The 25,472-nt window shown below is 73.7% G+C and carries 22 protein-coding genes; 16 read left to right on the top strand and 6 right to left on the bottom strand.

Annotation, left to right across the window (positions count from 1 at the left end; translation table 11 throughout):
• Positions 1 to 8: 8 nt before the first annotated feature.
• Positions 9 to 1,043: a LacI family DNA-binding transcriptional regulator gene (locus tag Sru01_RS30555; protein ID WP_203992982.1), complete on the bottom strand. Its 1,035-nt coding sequence runs from the start codon at positions 1,041 to 1,043 to the stop codon at positions 9 to 11.
• A 312-nt stretch (positions 1,044 to 1,355) separates the two neighbouring features.
• On the opposite strand from Sru01_RS30555, the gene Sru01_RS30550 reads away from it, so the two are divergent.
• Positions 1,356 to 2,126, top strand: coding sequence for a DUF72 domain-containing protein (locus Sru01_RS30550; protein WP_203992957.1), 771 nt, complete (start codon positions 1,356 to 1,358; stop codon positions 2,124 to 2,126).
• 46 nt (positions 2,127 to 2,172) lie between these two features.
• Here the strand turns inward: Sru01_RS30550 and Sru01_RS30545 are convergent, their stop codons facing one another.
• Entirely contained in the window at positions 2,173 to 3,078 is a 906-nt protein-coding gene (locus Sru01_RS30545; RefSeq protein ID WP_203992955.1) for a Sco1979 family transcriptional regulator, read from the bottom strand.
• Positions 3,079 to 3,227: 149 nt separating this feature from the next.
• Positions 3,228 to 3,458 (bottom strand): DUF397 domain-containing protein, encoded by a 231-nt coding sequence (locus Sru01_RS30540; protein ID WP_373869555.1) that lies wholly within the window; start codon positions 3,456 to 3,458, stop codon positions 3,228 to 3,230.
• Between the two features lie 226 nt (positions 3,459 to 3,684).
• Here Sru01_RS30540 and Sru01_RS30535 point away from each other — a divergent pair, with 226 nt between their 5' ends.
• Both Sru01_RS30535 and Sru01_RS30530 read left to right on the top strand, forming a co-directional pair.
• Complete coding sequence (locus Sru01_RS30535; RefSeq protein WP_203992952.1) at positions 3,685 to 4,263, top strand: ATP-binding protein; 579 nt, start codon at positions 3,685 to 3,687, stop codon at positions 4,261 to 4,263.
• Positions 4,264 to 4,503: 240 nt separating this feature from the next.
• Positions 4,504 to 5,343: a sirohydrochlorin chelatase gene (locus Sru01_RS30530; protein ID WP_203992950.1), complete on the top strand. Its 840-nt coding sequence runs from the start codon at positions 4,504 to 4,506 to the stop codon at positions 5,341 to 5,343.
• Positions 5,344 to 5,397: 54 nt separating this feature from the next.
• On the opposite strand, the gene Sru01_RS30525 is transcribed toward Sru01_RS30530, so the two are convergent.
• Positions 5,398 to 6,885 (bottom strand): glutamate-cysteine ligase family protein, encoded by a 1,488-nt coding sequence (locus tag Sru01_RS30525; RefSeq protein WP_203992947.1) that lies wholly within the window; start codon positions 6,883 to 6,885, stop codon positions 5,398 to 5,400.
• 273 nt (positions 6,886 to 7,158) lie between these two features.
• Between Sru01_RS30525 and Sru01_RS30520 the strand changes: the two genes are divergently transcribed.
• The 4 genes from Sru01_RS30520 to Sru01_RS30505 all read left to right on the top strand — a co-directional run bounded on the left by Sru01_RS30520 (position 7,159) and on the right by Sru01_RS30505 (position 12,854).
• Positions 7,159 to 8,277, top strand: a complete 1,119-nt coding sequence (locus Sru01_RS30520) for a hypothetical protein (protein WP_203992944.1) — start codon at positions 7,159 to 7,161, stop codon at positions 8,275 to 8,277.
• Positions 8,278 to 8,367: 90 nt separating this feature from the next.
• The gene (locus Sru01_RS30515; protein WP_203992941.1) at positions 8,368 to 9,693 is read left to right on the top strand and encodes a TIGR03118 family protein; all 1,326 of its coding nucleotides are present in this window, start codon (positions 8,368 to 8,370) and stop codon (positions 9,691 to 9,693) included.
• 172 nt (positions 9,694 to 9,865) lie between these two features.
• Positions 9,866 to 11,074, top strand: a complete 1,209-nt coding sequence (locus Sru01_RS30510; RefSeq protein WP_203992938.1) for a TIGR03118 family protein — start codon at positions 9,866 to 9,868, stop codon at positions 11,072 to 11,074.
• A gap of 397 nt (positions 11,075 to 11,471) precedes the next feature.
• Positions 11,472 to 12,854, top strand: coding sequence for a DUF418 domain-containing protein (locus Sru01_RS30505; RefSeq protein WP_203992935.1), 1,383 nt, complete (start codon positions 11,472 to 11,474; stop codon positions 12,852 to 12,854).
• Between the two features lie 154 nt (positions 12,855 to 13,008).
• Here Sru01_RS30505 and Sru01_RS30500 read toward each other — a convergent pair whose 3' ends face one another.
• A complete protein-coding gene (locus Sru01_RS30500) occupies positions 13,009 to 14,028 on the bottom strand; it encodes a phosphotransferase enzyme family protein (protein ID WP_203992932.1) in 1,020 nt (339 codons plus the stop codon).
• A 130-nt stretch (positions 14,029 to 14,158) separates the two neighbouring features.
• Between Sru01_RS30500 and Sru01_RS30495 the strand changes: the two genes are divergently transcribed.
• The 9 genes from Sru01_RS30495 to Sru01_RS30455 all read left to right on the top strand — a co-directional run bounded on the left by Sru01_RS30495 (position 14,159) and on the right by Sru01_RS30455 (position 23,388).
• On the top strand, positions 14,159 to 14,938 hold the full coding sequence (locus Sru01_RS30495) for a CoA transferase subunit A (RefSeq protein WP_239137871.1): 780 nt from the start codon (positions 14,159 to 14,161) through the stop codon (positions 14,936 to 14,938).
• Positions 14,938 to 15,618 carry a CoA transferase subunit B gene (locus Sru01_RS30490; protein ID WP_203992928.1) on the top strand — a complete coding sequence of 227 codons (681 nt, stop codon included), beginning with the start codon at positions 14,938 to 14,940 and terminating at the stop codon, positions 15,616 to 15,618. Before Sru01_RS30495 ends, Sru01_RS30490 begins: the two co-directional genes overlap by 1 nt.
• On the top strand, positions 15,615 to 16,793 hold the full coding sequence (locus tag Sru01_RS30485) for a thiolase family protein (RefSeq protein ID WP_203992926.1): 1,179 nt from the start codon (positions 15,615 to 15,617) through the stop codon (positions 16,791 to 16,793). Before Sru01_RS30490 ends, Sru01_RS30485 begins: the two co-directional genes overlap by 4 nt.
• A gap of 49 nt (positions 16,794 to 16,842) precedes the next feature.
• Positions 16,843 to 17,697 carry a protocatechuate 3,4-dioxygenase subunit beta gene (pcaH, locus tag Sru01_RS30480; RefSeq protein ID WP_239137870.1) on the top strand — a complete coding sequence of 285 codons (855 nt, stop codon included), beginning with the start codon at positions 16,843 to 16,845 and terminating at the stop codon, positions 17,695 to 17,697.
• Between the two features lie 181 nt (positions 17,698 to 17,878).
• Positions 17,879 to 18,451 carry a protocatechuate 3,4-dioxygenase subunit alpha gene (pcaG, locus tag Sru01_RS30475; RefSeq protein WP_203992924.1) on the top strand — a complete coding sequence of 191 codons (573 nt, stop codon included), beginning with the start codon at positions 17,879 to 17,881 and terminating at the stop codon, positions 18,449 to 18,451.
• Between the two features lie 323 nt (positions 18,452 to 18,774).
• Complete coding sequence (locus Sru01_RS30470) at positions 18,775 to 19,686, top strand: NADP-dependent oxidoreductase (protein ID WP_203992922.1); 912 nt, start codon at positions 18,775 to 18,777, stop codon at positions 19,684 to 19,686.
• A gap of 28 nt (positions 19,687 to 19,714) precedes the next feature.
• Complete coding sequence (locus tag Sru01_RS30465) at positions 19,715 to 20,716, top strand: LLM class flavin-dependent oxidoreductase (RefSeq protein ID WP_203992920.1); 1,002 nt, start codon at positions 19,715 to 19,717, stop codon at positions 20,714 to 20,716.
• Positions 20,717 to 21,196: 480 nt separating this feature from the next.
• Positions 21,197 to 22,546 carry a hypothetical protein gene (locus tag Sru01_RS30460; RefSeq protein WP_203992918.1) on the top strand — a complete coding sequence of 450 codons (1,350 nt, stop codon included), beginning with the start codon at positions 21,197 to 21,199 and terminating at the stop codon, positions 22,544 to 22,546.
• A 224-nt stretch (positions 22,547 to 22,770) separates the two neighbouring features.
• Entirely contained in the window at positions 22,771 to 23,388 is a 618-nt protein-coding gene (locus Sru01_RS30455; RefSeq protein ID WP_203992916.1) for a hypothetical protein, read from the top strand.
• 108 nt (positions 23,389 to 23,496) lie between these two features.
• Here Sru01_RS30455 and Sru01_RS30450 read toward each other — a convergent pair whose 3' ends face one another.
• Positions 23,497 to 25,152: an OmpA family protein gene (locus Sru01_RS30450; protein ID WP_203992913.1), complete on the bottom strand. Its 1,656-nt coding sequence runs from the start codon at positions 25,150 to 25,152 to the stop codon at positions 23,497 to 23,499.
• Positions 25,153 to 25,472: the final 320 nt, after the last annotated feature.

The raw sequence follows: 25,472 nt of genomic DNA, 5'->3' as shown, positions 1-25,472 counted from the left end.
GGGGTGGGTCAGCGGGGGGTGGGTGGGGCGGAGCTGCGGCGGACGACGAGCTGGGGGCGGACCACCACGCGCGGCGCCGCCGGGGCCGGGGTGGCGCCGTCCGCCGGGCCGGCGTGCCGCCAGGGCGGCTCCTCCTCCGCCAGGGCGTCGAGCAGCAGCGCGATGGCCTTGCGGCCCACCTCGGCGAAGTCCTGGGCCACGGTGGTGAGCGGCGGCGCGAAGAACTCCGACTCGGGGATGTCGTCGAAACCCACCACGCTCACCTCCTCCGGGACGCGGATGCGGGCCTCGTGCAGGGCCCGCACCACGCCGAGGGCCATCTGGTCGTTGGCCACGAAGACCGCGGTGACATCGGGCATGCCGGCCAGCCGCTGCCCGTTGCGGTAGCCAGAGCGCGGGCTCCAGTCGCCGTACAACGGCGGCGGGACCGGCGCGCCGGCCGCCAGCAGCGTCTCCCGCCAGCCCGACAGGCGCGCCTGCGCCTCCAGCCAGTCCTCCGGGCCCGCCAGGTGCCAGACCGTGCGGTGACCCAGGCGCAGCAGGTGCTCGGTGACCAGGGCGCCGCCCATGTGCTGGTCGACGTTGACGACGGCCAGCCCGACGTCGGCGTCCCCCTCCACGGTGACCACCGGCACCTGCTGCGGCATCTCGGTGAGCGCCACGGCGACCGCGCTCTGCGGGACGATGACGACGATGCCGTCCACCTGCTGGCGGGCCAGATGGTCCAGCGCCTCGGCCAGGTCGGCCCGGGTGAGGTCGCGCAGGCTCACGATGCTCAGGAAGTACCCGGCGTCGCGCGCGGCCCGCTCGATGCCGTGCAGCGTGCTGGCGGGCCCGTACAGGGTGGTGTCGAAGGTGATGACGCCGAGCGTGTCGGTGCGCCGGGTCACCAGGGCGCGGGCGGTGGAGTTGCGCCGGTAGCCGAGGCCTTCGATGGCCGCCAGCACCCGCTCGCGGGTCTCCGGGCGCACGTTGGGATGGTCGTTGAGCACCCGGGACACGGTCTGGTGCGAGACACCGGCGACCCGCGCCACGTCGGCCATGACGGGCGAGCGATGGGGGTTGCGAACCACGATGCCGTCCCCGCCTCCTTGTTCACCTGAAACTCCGGCCCCGCTCCAGGTCAGAGGTGGGTCCCCCCAATTGTTAGCGTTCACATGGAGTCGCTGTCAAGGGTATGCCGCAAACGGACGTCCCCTATTCCGCCGGGTTCGCGCCTCGACGGGGCGACTTTATCGCGACGGCGCCCGGCGGCGGTGCCCGGCACGCCGCCGGCGCGGGTACGGCGGCGTGCCGGGCGGGTTCGGATCGCCCGCGGGCGGGCATGCATCCACCCCCGGACCGGGAGGTCTGCGATGTTGATCGTCGGGACGTCGGGCTGGCAGTACGCCGACTGGCGCGGCGTACTGTACCCGCCCGGGCTGCCGCAGCGCCGGTGGCTGGAGCGGTACGCCGAGTGCTTCGCCACGGTGGAGAACAACAACGCCTTCTACCGGCTGCCTGCCCGGGAGACGTTCGAGGCATGGCGGGATCGCACCCCCGAGAGGTTCGTCATGGCGGTGAAGGCCAGCCGGTTCCTCACCCATATCAAGCGGCTGCGCGAGCCGGCGGAGCCGGTGGATCGGCTGATGACCGCCGCGGCCGGTCTCGGTGACCGGCTGGGCCCGGTGCTGCTGCAACTCCCGCCGACGCTGCGCGCCGAGCCGGCACGCCTCGCCGAGTGCCTGAGCCGCTTCCCGGCCGGCACCCGGGTGGCGGTCGAGCCGCGGCACCCGTCCTGGTGGACCGACGAGGTGCGCGAGGTGCTGTCCACGCAGGGCGCCGCGCTGTGCTGGGCCGACGCGCGCGGCCGGCCGGTCACCCCGCTGTGGGTCACCGCGGGCTGGGGCTACCTGCGGCTGCACCAGGGCCTGGCGTCACCCTGGCCCTCCTACGGCGACGCCGCGCTGCGCTCGTGGCTGCGCCGGCTGGCCGGGGCCTACCCGCCGGAGGCCGACGTGTACGTGTACTTCAACAACGACCCCGGCGGCGCCGCCGTCCGCGACGCCGGCCGGCTGGGCACACTGGCCGGGCGCGCCGGGCGCCCGGCGACCCGCACCCCGGCCGGCCTGCCCGGGGGCCGGTGACCCGGCGGCCGGCCGGTGTCAGGGGACGGCGTCACCGGCCGGGGCGTCACAGCGCTGCGAGGATGCCGCCGAGGATCGCGCCGGTCTCGCCCGCGGGGGCGGCGGCCAGGCACAGGCGCTCCATGACCGCCTGGTAGCGGTCCAGGTCCTCGCGCTTGTCGAGGTAGACGGCGCTGGTGAGCTGCTCGAGGTACACCACGTCGGGCAGGTCCGGCTCGGCGAAGCGCAGGATGCTGAACGGGCCGCCGGCCGCCGCGTGGCCGCCGGCGCTGAACGGCATGACCTGCAGGGTGATCGCCGGGTTCTCGACGGCCCGCAGCAGGTGCTCTATTTGGGCGCGCATCGTCTCGCGCCCGCCGAGCGGGCGGCGCAGCGCGGCCTCGTCGACCACGGCCCACAGGTGCGGCGGATTGGAGCGTGCCAGGACCCGCTGGCGGGCCGTCCGCAGTTCGACGCGGCGCTCGATCTCTTCCTGCGGGCCGTCGGGGTGGCCGAGCCGGACGACCGCGCGGGCGTAGTCGGGGGTCTGCAGCAGGCCGGGGACGAACTGCACCTCGTAGGTGCGGATCCGGATCGCGGCCTCTTCCAGGCCGACGTAGGCCTCAAACCAGTTGGGCAGCACGTCGTCGTACTTGTGCCACCACCCGGGCCGGTTGGCCTGGGAGACCAGCGCGAGCAGCGATTCGCGCTCGGTGTCGCCGGTGACGCCGTACAGGGTCAGCAGGTCGCCGACGTCGCGGGCCCGGAACCCGACCCGGCCGAGCTCCATCCGGCTGATCTTGGAGTGCGAGGCCCGGATGGCGTGCCCGGCGGCCTCCAGGGTGATGCCGCGGCCCTCCCGGAGCCGCCGCAGCTGCGATCCGAGCAGGATGCGCAGCACCGTGGAACTGCCCCGATCGCGAGCCACCATGGACAGCGGGGTCTCGTCACCCTCGGCGCGGGCAGTGATCATGGTCTTTCCTCACAACGGCGGGCGGCTCGTCATCTCACTTCTCGCGGTCATAGAGACTTCAACCTTAGCCCCGCGCCGTTGATCCGGATATACCCCAACATCACCCTTAGGCTACGATTTTGGACAGCCCGTAGCGATACTCGGAGTAATCAGGCCAGGTCATCGAAGTCGCCGCGCTTGGTGCGGGCGATGAAATCGGCCATTTCCCCGGGACTGTAAACCAGTACCGGACCGCCCGGATGCCGGGAATTGCGCATCCCGACCGCGCCGCCGGGAAGCTCGGCGAGCTCGACGCAGTTCCCGCTGGGGTTGCTGCGCGCGCTCTTGCGCCACCGGACGCCGGCCAGCTCGGTCGCCGGCATGCCGTTGGAGATCTCCACCAGTCTCGCCTCATTACCTATTTCTAGAAACCCGACAAATCGGGATAAAGCCCGTCACGACCTTCTCGGCCGGCGAAGAGGCGCCGGCCGGCCGGGACGGCAACGCTCAGCATACCTCCGTGCGTTTGCACGTGCATCGGTACTTGCACCTGCACATCATGAGAGGCACTATGGCTATTCGGCTCAACTCAAAGCTGTTTTCGGCCTAACCTCGCAAGGTTCGCCTATGTCTGGGTACAGGACGCGACACACCAAACCTTCAAGAGTCCGGGACGACTGGCTGGCCGCCCTGGACCGGATCCTCGGCACCGCCGGGCTGTGGACGGCCACCCCCGTCCCCGACGACGCCCGGCGATTACAGGTCGCCCTGTGCGAGTTGTGCCATGACCCGTACGCCGCGCGGACCGCGCGCGGGTTCGCCGCCAAGACCTTGCACGGCTGGGGCATGGCGGACCTGCTCGACGACGCCGAGCCGGTGGTCGGCGAGCTGGTGATCAACGCGCTGCAGCATGGCCTGGCCGCGCCGGTCCCGGCCCTGTTCACCGTGCGCGACCCGGTCCGGGTCATCCTCGCCCTCACCGACGACCTGCTCATCTGCGTGGTCACCGACCCCGTGGGCGCGGTGCCGGTCCCCCGCGAGCCCGGCGCGGACGCCGAGGGCGGCCGCGGCCTGCAGCTGGTGGCCGGGATCAGCGACCGGTGGGGATGGACCCCGCTCGGCCCGGGCGGCAAGGCGGTGTGGGCGGGATTCCGGCTGCCGGACGGGCCGCCCGGGCCGCCCCGGCATCTGGAGGTGTGCCGCTAGCCCGGTCCTGGTGGCCAAAAAAGTTGACCGGATTTGCTGTCAGCGCCGGGCCGCCGCCCGCTCCACGCGGCGGCCCGGCGAGGGCTGTCATGATCTCGCATGATTACGGACAGTTCACGGTCGTATCCCAAGACCGCCGCAAAACTGTCAGCGATGTCACTGCCGCCGACCCGCCCCGCGCACGTGCATAGATGCGAATCAGACTTATCTTTCGCCTCATACCCCGTAAAATCCGCCGATGTGAACGATGGTCACCACGCTCCACGGGATCTCCCGGTCCGCGAACGCGCGTTCCGGACCAGCTCCGGCCGGCACCGGCGGCCGGTGCCCGCCCAGCTGCCGCCGGAGGCGCCGGCGCTCGTCCTGGCCTCTCCCGGCCCGGCCGGCGACGCCCCCGCGGCCATCAAGACCATCGTCAGCGTCGACCATCCGCAGCTCGACGTCCGGCTGATCCATCTCGGCGAGCACAAGACCAGCCTGGGCGACACGCTGAAGGACTGCGCGGCCGAGCGCCCGCCCGGCTCGGCGGCCGCCATCGTGGTGCCGCTGGTCACCGGCCCGCATCCGCACGCGTACCGGGCCATCCGGGAGGCGGTCGCCGACAGCGGCGCCGACGTGGCGATCGCCGACCCGCTCGGCCCGCATCCGCTGCTCGCCGAGGCCCTGCACGTCAAGCTGGCCGAGAGCGGGCTGGCCCGCGCGGACCGGATGCGCCTGTTCAACATCGCGACCCCGGTGGACGGCATCATCGTCGGCACCGTCGGCGGCCAGGAGGCCGTGCGGGCCGCCGACGCCACCGTCGTGCTGCTCGCCGCGCGCCTCACCCTGCCGGTCGTCGCCGCCTCGCTGGACGCCTCCCCCGGGGTGGGGGACGCCGCCCAGCGGCTGCGCAACATCGGCGCCTCCCGGCTGGCGCTGGCGCCGTTCCTCATCGGACCGGAGATCGACCCCGGCCGGATCTCGGCCGCCGCCGAGTCGGTGGGCGCCGGCTGCGCCGACCCGCTCGGCGCGCACAGCGCCGTCGCCCAGCTCGTCGCGCTCAGCTACGGCAGCGCGCTGACCGGCGTCGACCCGGAATGAGCCGGCCGCCGGCCTGAGGGCCGGCCCGTCCGGCGGCACCCCGCCGGCGCCCGGTCAGCCCACCGCCTCGATCGGCGTCTCGGCGGCCGGGTCCGGCCAGGTGTGCACCGGCTCGCCGGCCAGCGACAGCTCCCGGTACCACGACAGCATCCGCGACCGCGCGCCGGGCGCGTCGCCGAACGCGGCCAGCGCCGAGCGCTGCCAGACCGCCCCGGTGCGGCCGAGCCGCGCCCGCTCGCCGACGATGCCGACCAGCCGGGCCGCCTCGTCCTCGGCCACCCCGGCCGCGACCAGCCCTTCGAGGGCCACCGGCACCAGCTCGGCCACCAGCTCCGCGGCCGGCGCCGGGGCGTCCCGGCCGGGCCAGGCCAGCTCGGCGGCCAGGCCGCTGCGCGCCGCCCGGTAGAAGTTGCGGTAGGCGTCGGCGAAGGTGAACCGCTCGATCCACTCCGGCCGGGCGGCCAGCGACTTGACCAGGCCGACCAGGAAGGCCGAGTTGGCCACCATGTCGGCGCAGGTGGGCCCGGCCGGCAGCGCCCGCAGCTCCACCCGCAGGTGACCGCCGTCGGCCGGGTCGTACACCGGCCGGTTCCACATCCACACCGTGCCCTGGTGCAGCCGCAGCTCGGCCAGCTCGGGCACCCCCCCGGCCCGCACCACGGCCAGCGGGTCCTCCTCGCCCATCACCGGCAGCACCGGCTCGTACTCGCGCACGCTGTGCTCGAACAGCTCGTCGGCGCCGCCGGTCACCCAGCCCGAGCCGAAGCAGACCCGTCCCTCCACCCGCCAGGGCCGCTCGGCGTCCCGGTCGTCGGCGGACGCCTCGAACAGCGCGATCCGCGTCTCCTCCCACAGCTCGCGGCGCAGGAACGACGGGGAGTTGCCGCTCGCCGCGAGCACCGGGCCGATGGCCGCCTGCGCGGCGTTGTAGACGCGCGCGAACGACTCCGGCGGGGTGCGCAGGTGCACCTGCCAGGAGGTGTTGGCGCTCTCCATCACGACGTCCTCGATCTCCAGGTCCAGGCGCTCCACCCCCTCGATCCGGACCCGGAACGGCTCCTCGCGCAGCCGGCGCACCCCGCGGCTCAGTGCCCGGTAGCGGGTCTCGTCGCTGATCGCGTCCCTGGTGAAGTCGAACTCGCTGAACGTCGGCAGGATGCCGATGGGCACCACCCCGCCGCCCAGCGCGCCGGCCGCCTCGTCCACCCGCGCGACCAGCTCGCGCGCCTCGGCCTCGAACGCGGAGAACGGCCGGCCGGCCAGCGGATGCGGGCTCAGGTTCACCTCGATGTTGAAGCTGCCGAGCTCCAGGACCACCCGGTCGTCGGCGACGGCGTCCCGCACGTCCTTGTTGCGGCGCAGCGGCCGGCCGTCCGCGTCGATCAGGAACAGCTCCAGCTCGGCGCCCACGCTGGCCGGACCGGCGCCGAATCCCGGCCGGTTGATCAGCTCGCGCAGGGCGATCACGGAATCCTTCAGGCGCTCGCCGAAGCGCCCGTACTCCGCCTCGGAGAAGCGCTCCTTGGCCACTTCCTGTCCCATGCCACGTCTCCCACAGGTGCTGGTCTCCCGGTCGCCTCCTCACTGTCCAGGCGCGGGCGGTTCATGCGTTGCGCACCGGGCCGCGCGGGCGCGGAGGCGGGGAGACACCGCTCGACCTACCCCCGCCGGCGGGCCGGTACCCACCGGGCGGCGCGACCGGCCCGCGCCGGCGGATCGCGGAGATCCCGGCGGGCCGTTGACGCGGCCCGGCCGAGTCGGTATTCCTTTACGGCGCCGGCCGGCCGGCGAGGACCCGCGGGAAAGGCGGTGGCAATGCGCGTGCTCGTCCACGCCTATCCGTGGGACGTGATCGGCGACCCGCTGTTCATCGGGCGGATGCACGCCCTCGGCTGCGACGGGGTGAACCTGGCGGCGAGCTACCACACCGTCCGGGCCGCGACCCCCTGGCATCCCGAGCACGCGTACCTGGACGCCCGGCACGCCGCCCTGTACCGCCCGGTGCGGCCGCAGGCGTGGACCGGCCGCCGGCTGGTCCCGGGCGAGGCCGGCTGGATGGCCGGCCCCGACCCGTTCGGCGATGCCACGCGCGCGCTGGCCGAGGCGGGCGTCCCGGTCACCGCGTGGATCGTCCTGACGCACGACTCGCGGCTGGGCGCGGCGAATCCGGACGTCTCGGTGGTCAACTGCTTCGGCGAGCACTACCCGTGGGCGCTGTGCCCCTCGCACCCCGAGGTGGGCGAGTACGCCGCGACGCTGGCGCGGGAGGCGGTCCGCGACCTGCCGCTGGACGGGGTGCTGCTGGAGGCGTGCGGCCAACTCGGCGCGGTGCACGGCGGCCACCACGACAAGACCGACGGCGCCTACGACGCCCGCGCCCGCCGCCTGCTGTCGGTGTGCTGCTGCGCGGCCTGCCGGGCCGGGTGGGCGGCCCGGGACGTCGATCCCGAGCCGGTGGTGCGCGACCTGCGCGCCGCGGTGCGCTCCCACCGGCACGAGCCCGCCGCCGAGACCGCCGCCGCGCTGCTGGCCGTCCGGCACCGGGCGGCGCTGGAGCTGCGCCGCCGGGTCGTCGCCGCGCTGCCCGGCCTGCGGGTCGGCCTGAACGCCGACCCCGACCCGTGGGCGACCGGCGCCGACCCCGGCCTCGGCCCGGACGCGGGCGAGGGGGCGGACACGGTGGTGGTCAAGTGCTGGTCCACCGGCCCGGACTCCGTCGAGCGGCTGCGGCGGGCCCGCCGGCTGCTGCCCGGGCGGACGGCGCTCGGCGCGTACCTGACGGTGCTGCCGCCGGTGCGCCCGGAGGAGGTCGCCCCGCACGTGCGCCGGCTGGTGGAGGCGGGTGCCGAGGAACTGCACCTCTACCACGCGGGCCTGGCCGGTCCGGCCCGGCACGCCATGCTCGCCGAGGCCGTCCAGGCCGCCGGCCAATAAATCCTTACCTTCCGCACCGGCCGCGATCCGATGACCGTGCGCGAGCGTCTGCTTACCGTGGGCGCACGCTGAACGATCAGAGGAGATCTGATGATCATCAGGCTGCGATCACGCATGACCTTCGGTGCCGTCGCCTTCGCCGTCGTGACGGCCGCCGGCGGCGCGCCCCCGGCGGCCGCCGGCCCGCTGCCGCCGCCACCGCCGGTCGGGCAGACGAGGTTCGTCCAGGTGAACCTGTTCTCCGACCTGCCCGGCCGGGCCCAGGTGCTGGACCGGGACCTGGTCAATCCGTGGGGGCTGGCGATGGGCCCGCGGCTGTGGGTGGCCAACGCGGGGAGCGCGTCGGCGACCGTCTACGGGGTGGGCGTCACCGGTCAGGGGGTGAAGGAACCGGTCCGGGTCGGCGTGTACGGCGGCCCCACCGGCCAGGTGTACAACCCGGGCCGCGGATTCGTGGTGAGCGGGACCGGCGGGTACGGCCCGGCCCGGTACCTGTTCGCCACGTTGCGCGGCACCATCGCCGGGTGGAACCCGACCGCCACACCCGGCCAGGCGACCACCGCCGTGGTGGTGCCGGGCGCCGCCTTCACCGGGCTGGCGCTGGCCGGCGACCGGCTGTACGCCGCCGACTTCGCCGGGCGCCGGGTCCGCGTCTTCGACCGGTTCTTCCGCGAGCTGCCAGGCGGGCTGCGCACGCCGTCCCGGCCGCGCGGCTACGCGCCGTTCAACGTCGCGGTGGCCGGGCGGAGCCTCTACGTCACCTACGCCGCGCGGCGGCCGGGGGGCGCCGACGCGCTGACCGGCCGGGGACGCGGCCACGTGGACCAGTTCACCCTGGACGGGCGGCACGTCCGCCGGTTCGCCACCGGCGGCGTGCTGAACGCGCCGTGGGCGGTGACGATGGCACCGCCGGGATTCGGCACCTATGCCGGGACGATCCTGGTCGGCAACTTCGGCGACGGCCGGATCAGCGCCTTCGACCCGCGCACCGGCCGGTACCGGGGGACGCTGCGCCACCTGACCGGCCGGCCGATCGCCATCGAGGGCCTGTGGGGGCTGCAGGACGACGGCGCCGGCGCGCTGTGGTTCGCCGCCGGGATCGAGGACGAGCGGCACGGCCTGGTCGGGCTGATCCGCCCGGCCCACGGCCCCGTGCGGCCGGTGCCGGTGACCCCTGGGCCGGGGGCGCCGGGCGGGCCGGGGACGCCGCCGGGTGGGCCCGGTACCCCGGGGCCGGGCGGACCGGGCATGCCCGGTGAGCCGGGTGAGCCGGGTGAGCCCGGCATGCCCGGCGGATCGCGGACGCCGGTTCGGCCCGGGACGCCGGGCGCCGACCTGAAGGCGCCGCCGGCCGGCGGGCCGGCGGCCCCGGGACCGATCAGGAGCACCCCGATGACCCCGCCCGCGCACCGCTGACCGGCCGCGCCGGTCGAGCCGCACGCGCCGCGTCCTGCCCGCCCGGGCGGGACGCGGCGCCGTGACCTGCTTGGACGTCTTCGCCGGCCGCCGCGGAAAAAGTCGTTGAACCGGTGCTCCACCGGCCGCGTACCTCCCACCGTAAGCGCATGCAGACGTCATAGGAGGCCTGATGCGGCCACGCACCGTCACGCTCTGCGCTGCGGCACTCGTCCTGGGCATATCCACCGGCACGATCCCGGCGCACGCCATGTCAGAGTCCACGCAGTCCAAGGAGACCGCCAAGACCGCCACCACCCCCCGCAACTCGGCCGCGATCACTCGCGTCCCCCTCATCTCTGACCTGGCAGGCAAGGCGGACGTCACCGACGCCAAGGTGGTGAACCCCTGGGGGCTCGCCATGGGCAAGACCCTGTGGGTCTCCAACGCCGGCACCGGCACCGCCACCGTCTATTCCGGCATGCCGGGCAACCTGACTAAGGAGAAGACGGAGGTCTGGATCCCCGGCGGCACCCCGACCGGGCAGGTGTTCAACAGCGAGGGCGGCTTCGAGATCGCGAGCAAGGGCAACAAGGGCCCGGCCTCGTTCATCTTCGCCAGCCCGAGCGGCGCGATCACCGGCTGGAACGCCGAGGTCGACCCGGCCAACGCGATCATCGCGGCGTTCACCCGCGGCGCCGACTACAAGGGCCTGGCGCTGATGCGCACCAACCGCGGCCCGTTCCTGCTCGCCGCCGACTTCAAGAACAACCGGATCGACGTGTGGGACGACGACTTCCGCAAGGTGCGGCTGTCGAAGCGCTCCTACCGCGACCCGCGGATGCCGCGCGACTACCACGCCTACAACGTGGAGATCATCGGCAACTCGGTCTTCGTCGCCTACGCCAAGCGCGACCCGGCGACCGGCAAGTCCATCGCCGGCAAGGGCCTCGGCTTCATCAGCCAGTTCGACGCGACCGGCAGGTACATGCGGCGCGTGCAGTCGCGCGGCCCGCTCAACGCCCCGTGGGCGATGGCGGTGGCCCCGCGCAACTTCGGCGCCTACAGCGGCGCGGTGCTGGTCGGCAACTTCGGCGACGGTGTGATCAACGCGTGGAACCCGCGCAACAACCGCTACCTCGGCCCGCTGCGCGATTCGGCCGGCAAGGTCATCGCGATCGAGGGTCTGTGGGACCTGGAGCGCGGCACCGCGGCGGTCGGCGGCGAGAACGCGATGTGGTATGCCGCGGGCATCCAGAAGGCTCAGCACGGCGTGATCGGCGTGCTGATGCCGGCCTCGGCCGCGGGCGGCTCGGGCAGCGGCTCGGGCAGTGGCTCGGCCACGCCGAAGTCGAACTCCGGCGGCTCCCAGAACTACAACTCCAACTCCTCGGGTTACTGACAGAGAGCGAGGTGATCGACGGCCCGGCCGCTCCGGCGACGGGCACTGACCAGTAAGGATTCACCATCTTCTTTCCGAAACAGCACGACCCGCCCGAATGAGCGGAAGTCGGCTGCGGGGTGGCGCGCCCCGCAGCCGGCTTTCGGTTGTTCGGACATTTCACGTTCCCGAGCCGGCCGCCTCCCGGCCCGGGGCCGCTCGCCGTCTCATCGGCCCGCCCCGGCCGCGCGGGCATCGGTACCGCGCCGGCTCAGGCCGCCATCGGCCGGGTACGGTCCGGCCGGCGGGTACCGCGCGGCCGGATCATGCGGTTCGTACCGCCTCACCATCGCCGGCGCCGCCGGATCGGCGGAAATCCCGGCGGCGGCGCCGCGCAGACCGTAGGATCCATGGTTTCGTGACGGAGAGCAACCCGCCGCCTACCCAGGTGGCCGGCGAGCCGCCGCCGCGGCCCGCCCCGCCGGGCGCCGCCGCGGCTCCACCGGCCGCCTCCCCGGCCGCCGACCTGGTCCCCCGCCCGGCCGCGGACCCGGACCCGGCCGCGGACCCGGACCCGGCCGCGGGCGCGATGTCCGGCCCGGCCGCGAGTCGCCCACCGGATGGCTCCGCCCGGTCCCCCGCCGCGGCCCCGGCCGGGGACGCGTCCGGCGGGGGCCGGCTGGCGGGCATCGACCTGGCCCGCTCGCTGGCCGTCCTCGGCATGTTCGCGGTGCACCTCGGCCCGCGGCCGGAGAACGTCGCCTGGGTGCCGGCCGCGCTGCTGCGGGCCTGCCAGGGCCGGTCCTCCGCGCTGTTCGCCACGCTGGCCGGGGTGTCGCTGGTGCTGATCAGCGGGCGCGACCGGCCCAGGCGGGGCCGGGAGGGACGCCGGGTCGCCGCGCGCATCGCGGTGCGCGCGGTGATCCTGATCGCCGGCGGCACCGCGCTGACCGCGCTCGGCACCACCATCTCGGTGATCGTCCCCTACTACGGGATCTACTTCCTGCTCGCGCTGCCGATGCTGCGCTGGCGGGCCCGCGACCTGGCCGGCGCGGCCGCGGTGGCCGGGCTGGCCGGGCCGCTGTTCACCTTCCTCCCCGAGGTGGTGCCGGGCGGCTGGCTGGACGCCTTCGCCGCGGCCGACCCGGTGAACATGGCCGACGGGCGGGGGTTCATCGACCTGCTGCTCGTCGGCGAGTACCCCGCCGCCACCTGGATGTCGTACGTCCTGGCCGGCATGGCGCTGGGCCGGCTGGACCTGCGGGCGGCCGCGGTGCGCGGCCGGCTGGCCGTCACCGGTGCCGCGCTGGCCCTGGCCGGGTACGGCGGCTCGTGGCTGGTGCTCGACGTGCTCACCGGCCTCGGCCCCGCGGTCCGGGCGGCGGCCGCCGCGCGCGGGCCGGAGTTCTCCGGGCCGGCCGAGGGCGCCTCGCTCGCCGAACGGCTGCTGGTGGCCACCCCGCACAGCGGCACGTCCTTCGAGCAGGCCGGAAATATCGGCGTCGCCCTGCTGGTGATCGTGGCCGCGGTGGCGGTGCTGGAGGCGTTCCCCGGGCTGCGCCGCCCGGCCGGGCCGCTGGTGGCGCTGGGCACGATGTCGCTGACCGTCTACGTGGCGCACATCCTGGCCGTCCGGTTCGTCGACCTGGACGCGGTGTTCGGCTCGCCGCAGGCGTCGCTCGCCGTGGTGGTCGCCGGGGCGGTGCTGTTCGCGGCCGGCTGGTCGCGGGTGTTCCGCCGCGGCCCGCTGGAGGCGGTGCTGCACGAGGCGGCCGTGCGCCCGGCCAGGCTGGTCCGCTGATCTCCTCCCCGACGCACGGACGGACGGCACCGCACCCGGCCGGATCCGATGGGCCCGCCCGGCACGGGCCGCCGGCCGGCGCCCGAGCCGCCGTCCCGGCCATGACGCCGTCCCGGCCGCCGCGTCACCCGGCGGTGGCGTCACGGCAGTGGCGTCACCCGGCCAGGGCGGCGCCGGGCCCGGCGGCGAGGTAACGTTCGGCCAGCTCGCAGGTGTCGCGGGTGTAGCCGGCGCCGAGCTCGCGGGCCAGGTCCACCGCCGGGTGCGAGCCGATCCAGGCGACCAGCATCAGCCGGCGCAGCAGCACGAACGTCCACGCCTCGGCTTCGTCGGCCGCCGGGAGCGTGGCGACGCTCCGGTAGCCGCGCAGCCACGACTCCACCATCTCCGGCGCGCGAGGGTGGTGCTCGATGAAGCTCAGCGCGGCGCCGAGGTCGTACAGGTACCAGCCGAAACCGCAGTCGTCGAAGTCGATCACCGAGGTGCCGGCCGCGCCGTCGACCAGCAGGTTGGCGGCCCGCAGGTCGGCGTGGATGAGCCCGAACCGGTCCGGTCCGGTGCCGAACCCGGCCAGCCGGTCGCGCAGCGCCGCCTCCAGCCGGGACAGCACCGCCCGGGCGGCGGCGTCCACGCCGGCCCCGTCCTGCCAGCGGCCCCACCGGGGCGCCGGGCCGAACGCGGCGTCCTCGTCCCAGCGGAACCGGGTGAAGCCGGCCGGCCGCGGCCAGCCGCGCGCGTGCCGGTGCATCCGGGCGGTGATGGCGCCGAGCGGCTCGAAGTGCGCCGGCAGCCGGTCGCCGGCCGGCTCGTCGCCGGGGAGGAACTCGAACATGACGCAGTGCCGCGGCGGGGCTCCGGGGTCCTCGACGGTGACGACGCGGCTCCCGTCCAGGGCGGGCAGCACCGCCGGGGTGCGCACGCCGGCCTCCTCGCGCAGCGCGGTGAGCCAGTCGAGCTCGGCGGCGATGGCCGCGGGCGGGTGGTAGCCGAGCCGATGCACCCGCAGGATCGTCCGCGCGTCGCCGCCGCCGACGGTGAAGGTGGCGTTCTCCGACACGTTGGTGAGCGCCACCGGGGTGCCCGGCGGCAGCCCGTAGCGGGGCAGCGCCCGCCGGGCGACCTCGCCCATCCGGGCGAGCACCCCGCCGCCGGCCGACAGGTCGTGCAGTTCCACGCGCCGCCTCCCTGATCGCTGCGAATCCGCCTCGAAGCAGGACGGTAGCGCGCCGGGCCCAGGCGGGTGGCGCCGCCCCGGCCCGCCCCGGCTAGACTGGCGCCGTACGCACAGGGAACCTACGTTCGCTGTGCGAACAGAAGGGCGGCAGCGGATGGACAAGGTGGTGGCGAGCGCCGCGGCGGCGGTCGCGCGGATCGGCGACGGGGCCTCGCTCGCCGTCGGCGGCTTCGGGCTGAGCGGGGTGCCCACCACGCTCATCCGCGCGCTGCACGACTCCGGGGCGCGCGGCCTGCACGTGGTCTCCAACAACTGCGGCGTCGACGGCGGCGGCCTCGGCGTGCTGCTCGCCGCCGGCCGCATCTCCCGGGTGACCGGCAGCTACGTCGGCGAGAACAAGGAGTTCGCCCGGCAGTACCTGGCCGGCGAGATCGAGGTGGAGCTGGTCCCGCAGGGCACCCTGGCCGAGCGGCTGCGGGCCGGCGGCTGCGGCATCCCGGCCTTCTACACCCCGGCCGGCGTCGGCACCCCGGTCGCCGATGGCGGGCTGCCCTGGCGGTACGGCCCGGACGGCACCGTCGCGGTCGCCTCGCCGGCCAAGGAGGTGCGCGCGTTCGCCGGGCGGGAGCACGCGCTGGAGCTCGCCATCACCACCGACTTCGCCCTGGTGCGCGCCGCCCGCGGCGACCGGCACGGCAACCTGGTCTTCCACCGCGCGGCACGCAACTTCAACCCGCTCGCCGCGATGGCCGGCCGGGTGACCATCGCCGAGGTCGAGGAACTGGTCGAGCCCGGCGAGCTGGACCCCGACCTGGTGCACGTGCCCGGGGTGTTCGTCCAGCACGTGCTGGCCCTCACCCCCGAGCAGGCCGCCGAAAAGGGCATCGAGAAGAGGACGGTGCGCGGCTGATGGCGTGGACCAGGGACGAGATGGCCGCCCGCGCGGCCCGCGAGCTGCCCGACGGCGGGTACGTCAACCTCGGCATCGGCCTGCCCACCCGCATCCCCGAGCATCTGCCGCCCGGGGTGGACGTGGTGCTGCACTCGGAGAACGGCGTCCTCGGCGTCGGCCCCTACCCGCGCGAGGACGAGGTCGACCCCGACCTGATCAACGCGGGCAAGGAGACCGTCACCGTGCTGCCCGGCGCCGCCTTCTTCGACTCGGCGCTGTCATTCGGCATGATCCGCGGCGGCCACATCGACGTCGCGGTGCTCGGCGCCATGCAGGTGTCGTCCGGCGGCGACCTGGCCAACTGGCTGATCCCCGGCAAGATGGTCCGCGGCATGGGCGGCGCGATGGACCTGGTGCACGGCGCCCGCCGGGTGCTGGTGCTTATGGAGCACACCGCCAAGGACGGCTCCCCCAAGATCCTGGAGGAATGCACGCTGCCGCTCACCGGCCGAGCCTGCGTGCACCGGATCATCACCGACCTCGGCGTGCTCGACGTCACCCCCGCCGGCCTGGTACTGGTGGAGACCGCGCCCGGCGTCACCGCCGAGCAGGTCAGGGCCGCCACCGGCGCCGGCCTGCGCGACGGCACCGGGCCGCCCCCGCACCCGGCCGGCTCCAAGGAGGCGAAGGCCCGATGAGCGACGTCTACATCGTCGACGCGCTGCGCACCCCGATCGGCAGGCACGGCGGCGCGCTGGCCGGCACCCGCCCCGACGACCTGGCCGCCCACGTGCTGCGCGCCCTGCTCGACCGCTCCCCCGCGCTGGACCCGGCCCGGGTGGACGACGTGTACTTCGGCAACGCCAACGGCGCCGGCGAGGAGAACCGCGACGTCGCCCGGATGGCCGTGCTGCTCGCCGGGCTGCCGGTCACCGTGCCCGGCGCCACCGTCAACCGGCTGTGCGGCTCGGGCCTGGAGGCCGTCATCCAGGCCTACCGGGCCATCGCCACCGGCGAGGCCCGGGTGGCGGTGGCCGGCGGGGTGGAGTCGATGACCCGCGCCCCCTGGGTGCTGCCCAAACCCGACCGCGCCTTCCCCGCCGGGCCGCAGGAGCTGCCCTCCACCACGCTCGGCTGGCGGCTGGTCAACCCGCGGATGCCGTCGGAATGGACGGTCGCCCTCGGCGAGGGCGCCGAGCTGATCGCCGGTAAGCACACCGTCTCCCGCGAGGCGCAGGACGCCTTCGCGCTGGCCAGCCACCGCAAGGCGGCCCGCGCCTGGGCCGAGGGCCACTACGCCGCCGAGGTCGTCCCGGTGCCCGGCGTCGACCTGCCCCGGGACGAGAGCATCCGGGACGCCACCTCGATGGAGGCGCTGGCCCGGCTCAAGCCGGCCTTCCGGGCCGGCGGCACCGTCACCGCGGGCAACTCCTCGCCGCTCAGCGACGGGGCCGCCGCCCTGCTGCTCGCCGATGAGGAAGGGCTCGCCGAGATCGGCCGCCCGCCGCTCGCCCGCATCCGCTCGTGCGCGGTCAGCGGCATCGAGCCGCAGTTCTTCGGGCTCGGCCCGGTCGAGGCGGCCGGCCGCGCGCTGCGCCGGGCCGGCCGCGGGTTCGGCGACCTGGCGCTGGCCGAGCTGAACGAGGCGTTCGCCGTCCAGGTGCTCGGCTGCCTGGCCGAGCTGCCCGACCTGGACCCCGGCATCGTCAACCCGCGCGGCGGCGCCATCGCGATCGGCCACCCGCTCGGCGCCTCCGGCGCCCGGCTGGCCGGCGCCGTCGCGCACCAGCTCGCCGCCGCCGGGTCCGGTGTCGGCCTGGCAGCGCTGTGCATCGGTGTCGGCCAGGGCATCGCCATGGTCCTGGAACGCTAGCCACCCGCCCGCTCCCCCGCCGGCCGGCGGGGCTCCTCGGAGGTGTCCGATGACCGATGCCGACGCCCGGGCCGCCCGGGCCGCCGTCCCGATCGCGCCGGGCCGCGCCCCGGCGGACCGGCAGGCGCCCGGCGGCGCCGGGCCGCTCGCCCAGGACCAGATCACCGCCGAGATCGTCCAGGAGCACGAGGCGTACGCCAAGCGGGTCGCCGCCGGGGAGCCGGAACTGCACCACGCGGCCCGCGACTTCACGCCGTACCGCAGCAGCCTGCTGCGCCACCCCGAGCAGCCGCCGGTCACCGTGCGGGATCCGGAGGCGGTGGAGCTGACCGGGCCGGTGTTCGGGGTCACCGACGTGACCGCGCTGGACAACGACCTGACCCGGCAGCACGCCGGCGAGCCGCTTGGCGAGCGCATCACGGTCACCGGCCGGGTGCTGGACCGGGCCGGCCGGCCGGTGCGCGGGCAGCTGGTGGAGATCTGGCAGGCCAACGCCTCCGGCCGCTACGCCCACCAGCGCGACGACCACCCGGCGCCGCTGGACCCGAACTTCACCGGCGTCGGCCGCTGCCTCACCGACGGCGAGGGGAACTACACCTTCACCACGGTCCGGCCCGGGGCCTATCCGTGGCGCAACCACGCCAACGCCTGGCGGCCGGCGCACATCCACTTCTCGCTGTTCGGCACCGCGTTCACCCAGCGGCTGGTCACCCAGATGTACTTCCCCGGCGACCCGCTGTTCCGGTTCGACCCGATCTTCAACTCGGTGCCGGACGAGCGGGCCCGGCAGCGCATGATCGCCGGTTACGACCACGACCTGTCGGTGCCCGAGTGGTCGCTGGGGTACCGGTTCGACATCGTGCTGGACGGCCCGGCCGCGACCTGGACGGAGCCGGCCGAGTGAGCCCGGCCCCCGCAGCGGACGCCCGTCCCATCGCCATTCAGACCCGCGCCGCCCGGACCGGCGACGGCCGTTCCACCGCCGGCCGGACCGGCGCCACCCGTCACACCGCCACCCGGTCCCATCGCCGCCCGGACCGGCGACGGCCGTTGCGGCCCACGCTCGCCACCACGATGGAGTGCGCATGACCGCCCTGCCGCCCACCCCGTCCCAGACGGTCGGCCCGTTCTACGGGTACGCGCTGCCGTTCCCCGGCGGCGGCGACCTCGTCCCGCCCGGACATCCGGACGCGATCCTGCTGCACGGTCACGTGTACGACGGCGCCGGGGCGCCGGTGCCGGACGCGCTGCTGGAGTTCTGGCAGGCCGACCCGGCCGGCGGCCTGGCCGGCGCGCCCGGGACGCTGCGCCGCGACCCGGTCACCGGCGCGGTCGCCGGACGCGACCCGGTCCGCTTCACCGGGTTCGGCCGGGTGCCCACCGACGCCGACGGCCACTGGACGCTGCGCACCCTGCGCCCGGGCGGCGCGCCGTACCTGGCGGTGTGCGTGCACGCCCGCGGCCTGCTGCACCACCTCTACACCCGCGCCTACCTGGCCGCCGAACCGGGCGACCCGCTGCTCGACTCGCTGGACCCGGCCCGCCGCGCCACCCTCATCGCCGGCGAGGAGTCTCCCGGCGTCCACCGCTTCGACATCCGCCTCCAGTCCGCCGACCCCGCCGAGGAGACCGTCTTCCTCGACTTCCCCACCACCTGAGACCGGCGCTCGGACCTCTTCGCCGGCCGGCGAGCGGAGCGATCGAGCGGCACCGCCGCCCGGCCGGCGCGGCGGCGAAGCCATGCCGAACCGCCGCTATGAGGCCGACGCCAGAGCGCTGCCTTGCCGCCTGTTCGGCCCCATCGGAGGCGATCGTCCCGTAGCTGCCGGCCTGAGGAGGCAGCGCATCGACCGCACGGTCATCCGTACGTGCGCGACCGGTCCAGGCCGGACTCGCCGGCCGAGACCCGCCCTGGAGTTGACGTCAAGTCGGCTTGAGGTTGCAGGGTTGCTCTTCGTCAGCGGACGACGAAAGGGCTTCGATGAAGGCGGCGGTGTTCTCGCGGTTCGGCGGGCCGGAGGTACTGGAAGCGGCCGAGGTGGCGACGCCGGTGGCCGGCGCCGGGCAGGTGCGGGTGCGGGTGAAGGCGGCCGGCGTACAGCCGATCGACTGCGCGGTGCGGGCCGGCCGGACGCCGCCGGCGATGACGCCGGTGCCGCCCGCGGTGCCCGGCAACGAGTTCGCCGGCGTGGTCGACCAGGTCGGCGCCGGGGTCACCGGTCTCTCGACCGGCGCGGAGGTGCTGGGGTTCGGCCGGCTGGGCGGCTACGCCGAGTACGTGGTCGTCCCGGCGGAGCAGGTGACCGCCAAGCCGGCCGGCATGCCCTGGGAGGTGGCCGGCGGGTTCAGCGCGGCCGCCCAGACGGCGCACATCACGCTGGAGGAGCTGAAGGTCGGTGCCGGCGACACCCTGCTGGTGCACGGCGCGGCCGGTGCGGTCGGCACGGTGGCGGTCCAGCTGGCGGTGCTGTCGGGGGCGACCGTGATCGGCACCGCCCGGGAGGAGAACCACGACCACCTGCGGGCGTTCGGCGCGATCCCGGTCCGCTACGGCGACGGGCTGGCCGGCCGGATCCGGGCCGCCGCGCCGGCCGGGGTGGACGTCGTGCTGGACGGCGCCGGCGGTGACGCGCTCGACCTGTCGCTGGCCCTGGTGGCCGACCGCGGGCGGATCCTCACCCTGGTCGAGCACGGCCGGGCGGCGGAACTCGGCATCCGGACCACGCCGAACCTGCGCTCGGCGGCCCGGCTCGCCGAGCTGGCCGGCCGGTACGCGCAGGGCCGGTTGCGCATCCTGATCCGGTCCACCTATCCGCTGGAGCGCGCGGCCGACGCGCAGCGCGAGGTGGAGTCCGGGCACGGCCGCGGCAAGGTCGTCATCACCGTCGGCTGAACCCATCGAGCATCGGAAGGTGGTCTCCGTGACCTCACTGGAGATCGGGGTGGTCCTCCCCTCCGTCGGGACGCAGCGCGACCAGCGCCTGGACCTGGCGGCGGCCGCGCGGCACGCCGAGAGCGCCGGCCTGGACGGCGTGTGGCACGGCGACCATCTGGCCGCCGGCGCCGGCACCCTCGACTGCGCCGTCGCGCTGGCCGTGGCGGCGGCCGCGACCGGGCGGATCCGGATCGGCGCCGGGGTGTTCGTCCCGGCGATCCGCCCGCTGGCCTGGGCCGCCAAGCAGATCGGCACCCTGCAGTACGTGTCCGGCGGCCGGCTGGTGCTCGGCGTCGGCTCGGGCGGCGGCGCCGCGCAGTGGGCCGCCGCCGGCGTGCCCTACGCCGAGCGGGGGCGGCGGACCGACATCGCGCTGGAGCTGCTGCCGCGGCTGCTGGCGGGCGACCCGGTGCGCCTCCCCCATGGTCCGGTGCCGGGCGCGGCGGGGCGCTCCGCCCCGCAGGACAGCGGGCCCCCGAGCGCGTCCGCGCACGACGGCGGGCCGCCGATCGCGCCCGCCGCCGGAGAGGCGCCGGTCGCCGGCCTGGCGCCGCCCGTTCCGCGGCCGCCGTTCTGGGTGGGCAACGCCTCGCCGGTCGCGCTCCGCCGGGCGGCCCGGCTGCGCGACGGCTGGTTCCCGTCCCTGGTGCCGGCCGCGGAGGTGGCCGCGGGCGCCCGCCGGCTCGCCGAGCTGTCGGCGGCCGCCGGCCGCCCGGTGCCGGTGATCGCCGTCGGGGTCACCGGCGTGCTGGGCTCCGGGGCCGGCCTGCCCACCCGGGACCGGATCGCGGCCGGGATCGCCGGTTCCTACGGCGCGTCCCAGGAACGCGCGATCACCATCCCGATCGCGGGGGAACCGGCCGAGGTCGCCGAGCGGCTGGCCGCATACCGGGACGCCGGCGCGGGGCACATCGTCATGGGCCTGGCCGGCGGTGACTGGCGCGAGCAGTGCGAGCTGCTCGCCCAGGCCCGCGCCCTCCTCCCCTGAGGCGACGGCCGAGCGCGGCCCGGGGCCCGCGCCGGACGAGGTGCCCCGGCGCGGTCTCGCCTCCGGAACCCGGCCGGCCGCCGGGCCCTCAGGGCCGGGTGATCACCCGTCGTGTCCGGCGACGCCGGCGATACCCGACAGATCTTCACCTGCAGCCTGTGGTACGAACCGCGCAAAAGACCCTTCTTACGGACAGAAGCTATAAATTTACCTTAAGGGGCATATCACGACTTTTGCCAGAAAACGACGGCCACCCGAAACAGGTATCGGTATAACGCTAACATTTACGGCCAGTCCGCTTCATTGGTAAGATCGTACATTTATGCATTACTTTGGAAATGTTTGAAATGAGGTATGTTTTTCGTCAGTGACGCTGATTACTCTCCCGATCATGGGTTCTCAACGGGAGGAGCACTCTTGTCACTGAAACTGCGTCGCGCCTTTTCTGCGATCGCCGCGGGGGGTCTCGTCGTCTTGGCGATGGCGAGTCCAGCGGCCGCATTCGCGCCGCCGTACATCGACGAACCCACCGGTCCGTACTCACTGCCGGCGGACCCTGACGTGCCCAAGCGCGGCTGCACCACGACGCTGTCCGACCCCAAGGACGCGAGCACCAGCATCCCGGCCGTTCAGGTGATCTACGCCTGGCATGACGGCGGAGGGAACCACTACGAGGACCGCGTCGAGCAGATCGCCAAGCTCGTCGACCGGATGGACCTGGAGTTAGACGAGTCCACCAACTACGACCAGCACATCAATCTGAGCTGCCGCACCGGCTTCGACACCAGCACCTACTCCGGCTACGCCCACGCCCTGGTGATACCGGAGAAGATCGAGGCCGGCGCGATCAGCGGCGAGACCTCCCCGTACGTCATCACCGCCGACCTGACAGCGGCCGGATACGACATCGCCAATCGCAAGTACGTGGTGTTCGAAGACTTCAACGGCACGGCGAACGGTCTGTGCGAACCGTCGGACCCGAACCCGAAGGTGTGCGCGGCGACCGGCGACGAGTGGTCCAGCAGCACCCTGCTGCACGAACTGCTCCACATCGCCGCGGACGGCTTCTACGTGGACCACCCCAAGGTCGCCGAAACGGTCGACTACCTGACCTACCCCGACATCATGTCCAACCAGACTTTGGACTGGCAGTTGGACCACGACTTCAACAACTACTACGACCCGAGCGAGACCACGGCGACCTTCTACACCGGCAACCAGCCCGACGACACCCGCAAGGTGAACGTCGCGGCCTGGCCGTACTTCACTGCCCCCACCTGCTGCGATGTCGGTTACAGCAATGACCTGCTGACCGCGCAGGAACGCACCGTCGAGGCGGACGCGCCGTACGCCACCCCGACCGGGTTCAGCGTCTCGGGCGGCGGCTGGATCCAGGTGACCCCGCCCGGCCCGACGGCCCAGATCTCGGCCAAGCACTACGACGGCCGCCGGTCGCTCACCATGAACGTGCAGTCGTACGCCGACGGCGTCGTGTCGATCACCCGCAAGCCCGCGGTGACCGCCGGCCAGACCTACAAGTTCTTCGCCAAGATGACCACTGCCACCTCGGGCAACGTCAAGCTGCGCCTGTCGTGGTACAACTCGTCGAACACCCTGATCTCCTCCAGTGACAGTGCCGTCAACGCGCTGACGACCGGCTGGGCGGAGTACCGGCACAAGGCGACCGCCCCGACCGGCGCGACCAGCGTCCAGCTCTCGGTGGTGAGTCCCGCCGGGCAGACCTTCACCTACCAGCTGGACGCCCTCCAGCTCAACCACTGCAACAACGGCAAGACCACCGACGGCTGCCGCCTGGACAGCTGGCAGTGACCGCCGGCTGACACACTGACCCGGCGCCTCCCGGCGGCCCGCTCCCCCAGGGTCCACCGGGAGGCGCTCCCGGCGATTCATCGCATTCTAGGAATTACGGCCATCGTCTATTCGCCGGCTTTTAACGCGACCTTCCAACCATCCATTTCCCGGCGCCGGTCGGGACATACTGGTGAAGCAGGTCGGACTGGACATCGAAGTAGCGTTGAAGGTGGTGCAGGGTGATGCGTGAGATGATCCACCTGATCGTCCGGCCGAGCCTGGACGGCGCCGAGTTCTACGCGACGTCCCCGCAGGCGCCTGGACTGCTGTACGGCCGGCCCGACCTGGACCGATTGCGGGCCGATCTGCCCGAGACGCTGGGTTTCTACTTCGACCATCCGGGGCCGTTCCAGGTCCAGGAGCATCACGAACATCACCATGAGCTTCGCGGCGGCGAACTCGTCGTTCGGACGGCACTGGACAAGCACCTGGCGGCCCGGCGGGCCACCGGTGACGCCTTGAGCGCCGCAGCGAAGGATGCCGACCAGGCCGACGCCTTGCCGGCGGCTCCGGCCGGCAAGACGGGAGAGGTCGTCTACATCTGCGGCGTTCTGTCAGACACCGTCGGCTGGGTGGCGAACCAACTGGATCCACGAGGTGACGCCGCCACCGTGGCCGTCTCGGTCGCCGACCTCATGATCGTCACGGTGCCCTTCGTCCACGACCCGGCGACCGTGCACGGCGGGGTGGTGAGGATCGCCGCCAGGCCCTACGCTCGCGACACCCGGCTGGCCGACCTGGTCCGGGCACTGAAGATCGTCAGCCCGGCGACCGTGACCCGCCTCAGCGCCTGCGCCTGAAGCCGCTCGGGCGATCATCGGCTACCCGGTGGGCGGGCACATCCAGGTCGCGGCGTTCGCCCGCAGCCAGATCATCCTCCGTCGTGATCGACATCGATGGCCGAGGGGTCACAAGATCGGGATGTTCTCCACCTTGCCACTGCCCTCGGCCTCCAGCGTGATCGAGGTCACCGAGTCGGCCGGGGCCGGGTAGTACACGTATCCACGGCCGGACTCGCCAGGATCGAGCACGCTGACATAGTTCTCCACGAACTCGGTGTACATCTTCAGCGGGTGGTACCGGGCCTTGGTCGCCGGGTCCACCAGGATGAAGGCCCCGTAGTCCGATGCCGAGGAGAAGGCGTTGTCATAGCCGGTGAACGGGGCCGGCACCGGGATGAAGAGCGCCGACCCGTCGAAGCGCACGTCGAAGGCCGCGACCAGGTAGGCGCCGTCGCGGCGGAAGGGGTGGAAGTCCACCCTCAGCCGGTCGTTGCCGCGCTGCCAGTTCAGCGAGCCCGCCACCGGTCCCGGATCGGCCTGGAACGGCGCCGGCGGACGGGTGGAGCCCCGGACGTCGTCCGCGGGTGCCGTCGTGGTGACGTCGTCCGGCCGCTGCTGCCTGATGTGGTAGGAGATCTCCACCCGCCGGTTCTTGGCGCGCCCCTCCGGGTTGTCGCTGCCGTCCTTCTTCTCGTTTCTGGCGATCGGCTCGCTCTCCCCCTTGCCCTCGGCCCGGTAGACGTAGCCGGAGCCCAGCTTGCGCACCAGATAGTCGCGCACGGCCTCGGCCCGCTTGACGGAAAGCTCAAGGTTGTAGCGGTCGTCGCCCTTGCTGTCGGTGTGCCCCTTGATGATGATCGGCGGCTTGGCCGGATCGGCGTGCGCACGGGTCTCGGCGACCGCGTCGTCCAGCACGGCGGTGGACACCTTGGAGAGCTTCGCCTTGTCGAAGGCGAACAGCACGTCGGTGCGCAGCGCGACGATCTCCTGGCCGCCCTCCTGGCGGGTGGACCGCTGCGGAGTCTCCACTAACTCGTGCAGGTCCGAGACGCCGGACCAGATCTCACCCGCGGGCGGCACCACCGCCAGCCGGTAGGACGTGCCCGGCGACGACTCCACGTACGGGTCGGCCGATCTCGCCATCGGAGGTGTGCCGCCCTCCCGCACCGGGATGCCGGTCATCGGCGGCATGGGCATGTCCGGGACGATGGAGACCGCCTTGACCTCGGGCGGCAGTGGCGGGAAGTAGACCTCGACCGGGTACCGGACGCCGGGGCGGAAGTCTTGCGGGAACCGGGACGTTGGAGTGGGATGACGGCTGCCGAAGGCCGGCCCCTCCGCGGTCTTCTCGCGCAACGTGAAATAGACCTTCCGCCCGACCGGATCCAGCAGCCGGAACCTGCCGAAGCTCACGCTCTGCCCCCGCAGACCGTCGTATCCGAAATGGCCGGGTATGGAGGTCTGTGCAGTATTAATGACTTCCATCCGCAGGACGGTGAGGTTCCGCTGCCGCTCGAGGGACTGCACCGTCATCCGGAACGGCCCGGCCGCGTCATACCCGACCAGCCCTTCCGCCACGAACCCCGACGCCGCTTCAGCCGTCGGCAACCCGGACGGCGAGCCACTCGGTGACGTTGTGGCGACGGACGCCGCCGAGGACGCGGGTCCCGCGGGCGACACGCCGCCGGCGTCCGGCGGGCCGGACGCGCCGCAACCGGCGACGACCAGCACGGCCAGGACGACGATCGAACTCTCGGCACGTATTCGGCACCCGCTGATCATGGACCATTGATCCCTTTCATTGTAATCTTGTCGGTCGCGGTGGCGGCTAGGGCCACATGTGCGGCGAGCTAGGGCTCCCAGCAATACGGCGGTCAGCCAAGACCGGCAATGGCCATAGCTCAGCCGACGGCGCCCACCGCGATCTTTTGACGCAACCGTCGTCCGCTCACGTTTCTGGCAGCGCGGCCGCTAAACGCTTGAGAGGCCCCACCTGATACCTGTTCGATGGAGCCTCGCAAACTTGCACAACATGCAACGGCTGAGGTCGAATTACCGAATTACCTGAAGGTGCTCCTCCAGTGTGTCCAATGAAATCTCAC

The sequence above is a fragment of the Sphaerisporangium rufum genome, from assembly GCF_016863395.1.
Lineage (GTDB): Bacteria > Actinomycetota > Actinomycetes > Streptosporangiales > Streptosporangiaceae > Sphaerisporangium > Sphaerisporangium rufum.
The sequence above is the reverse complement of the archived record's forward strand: the minus strand, read 5'-3'. Positions and strand labels throughout refer to the sequence as shown.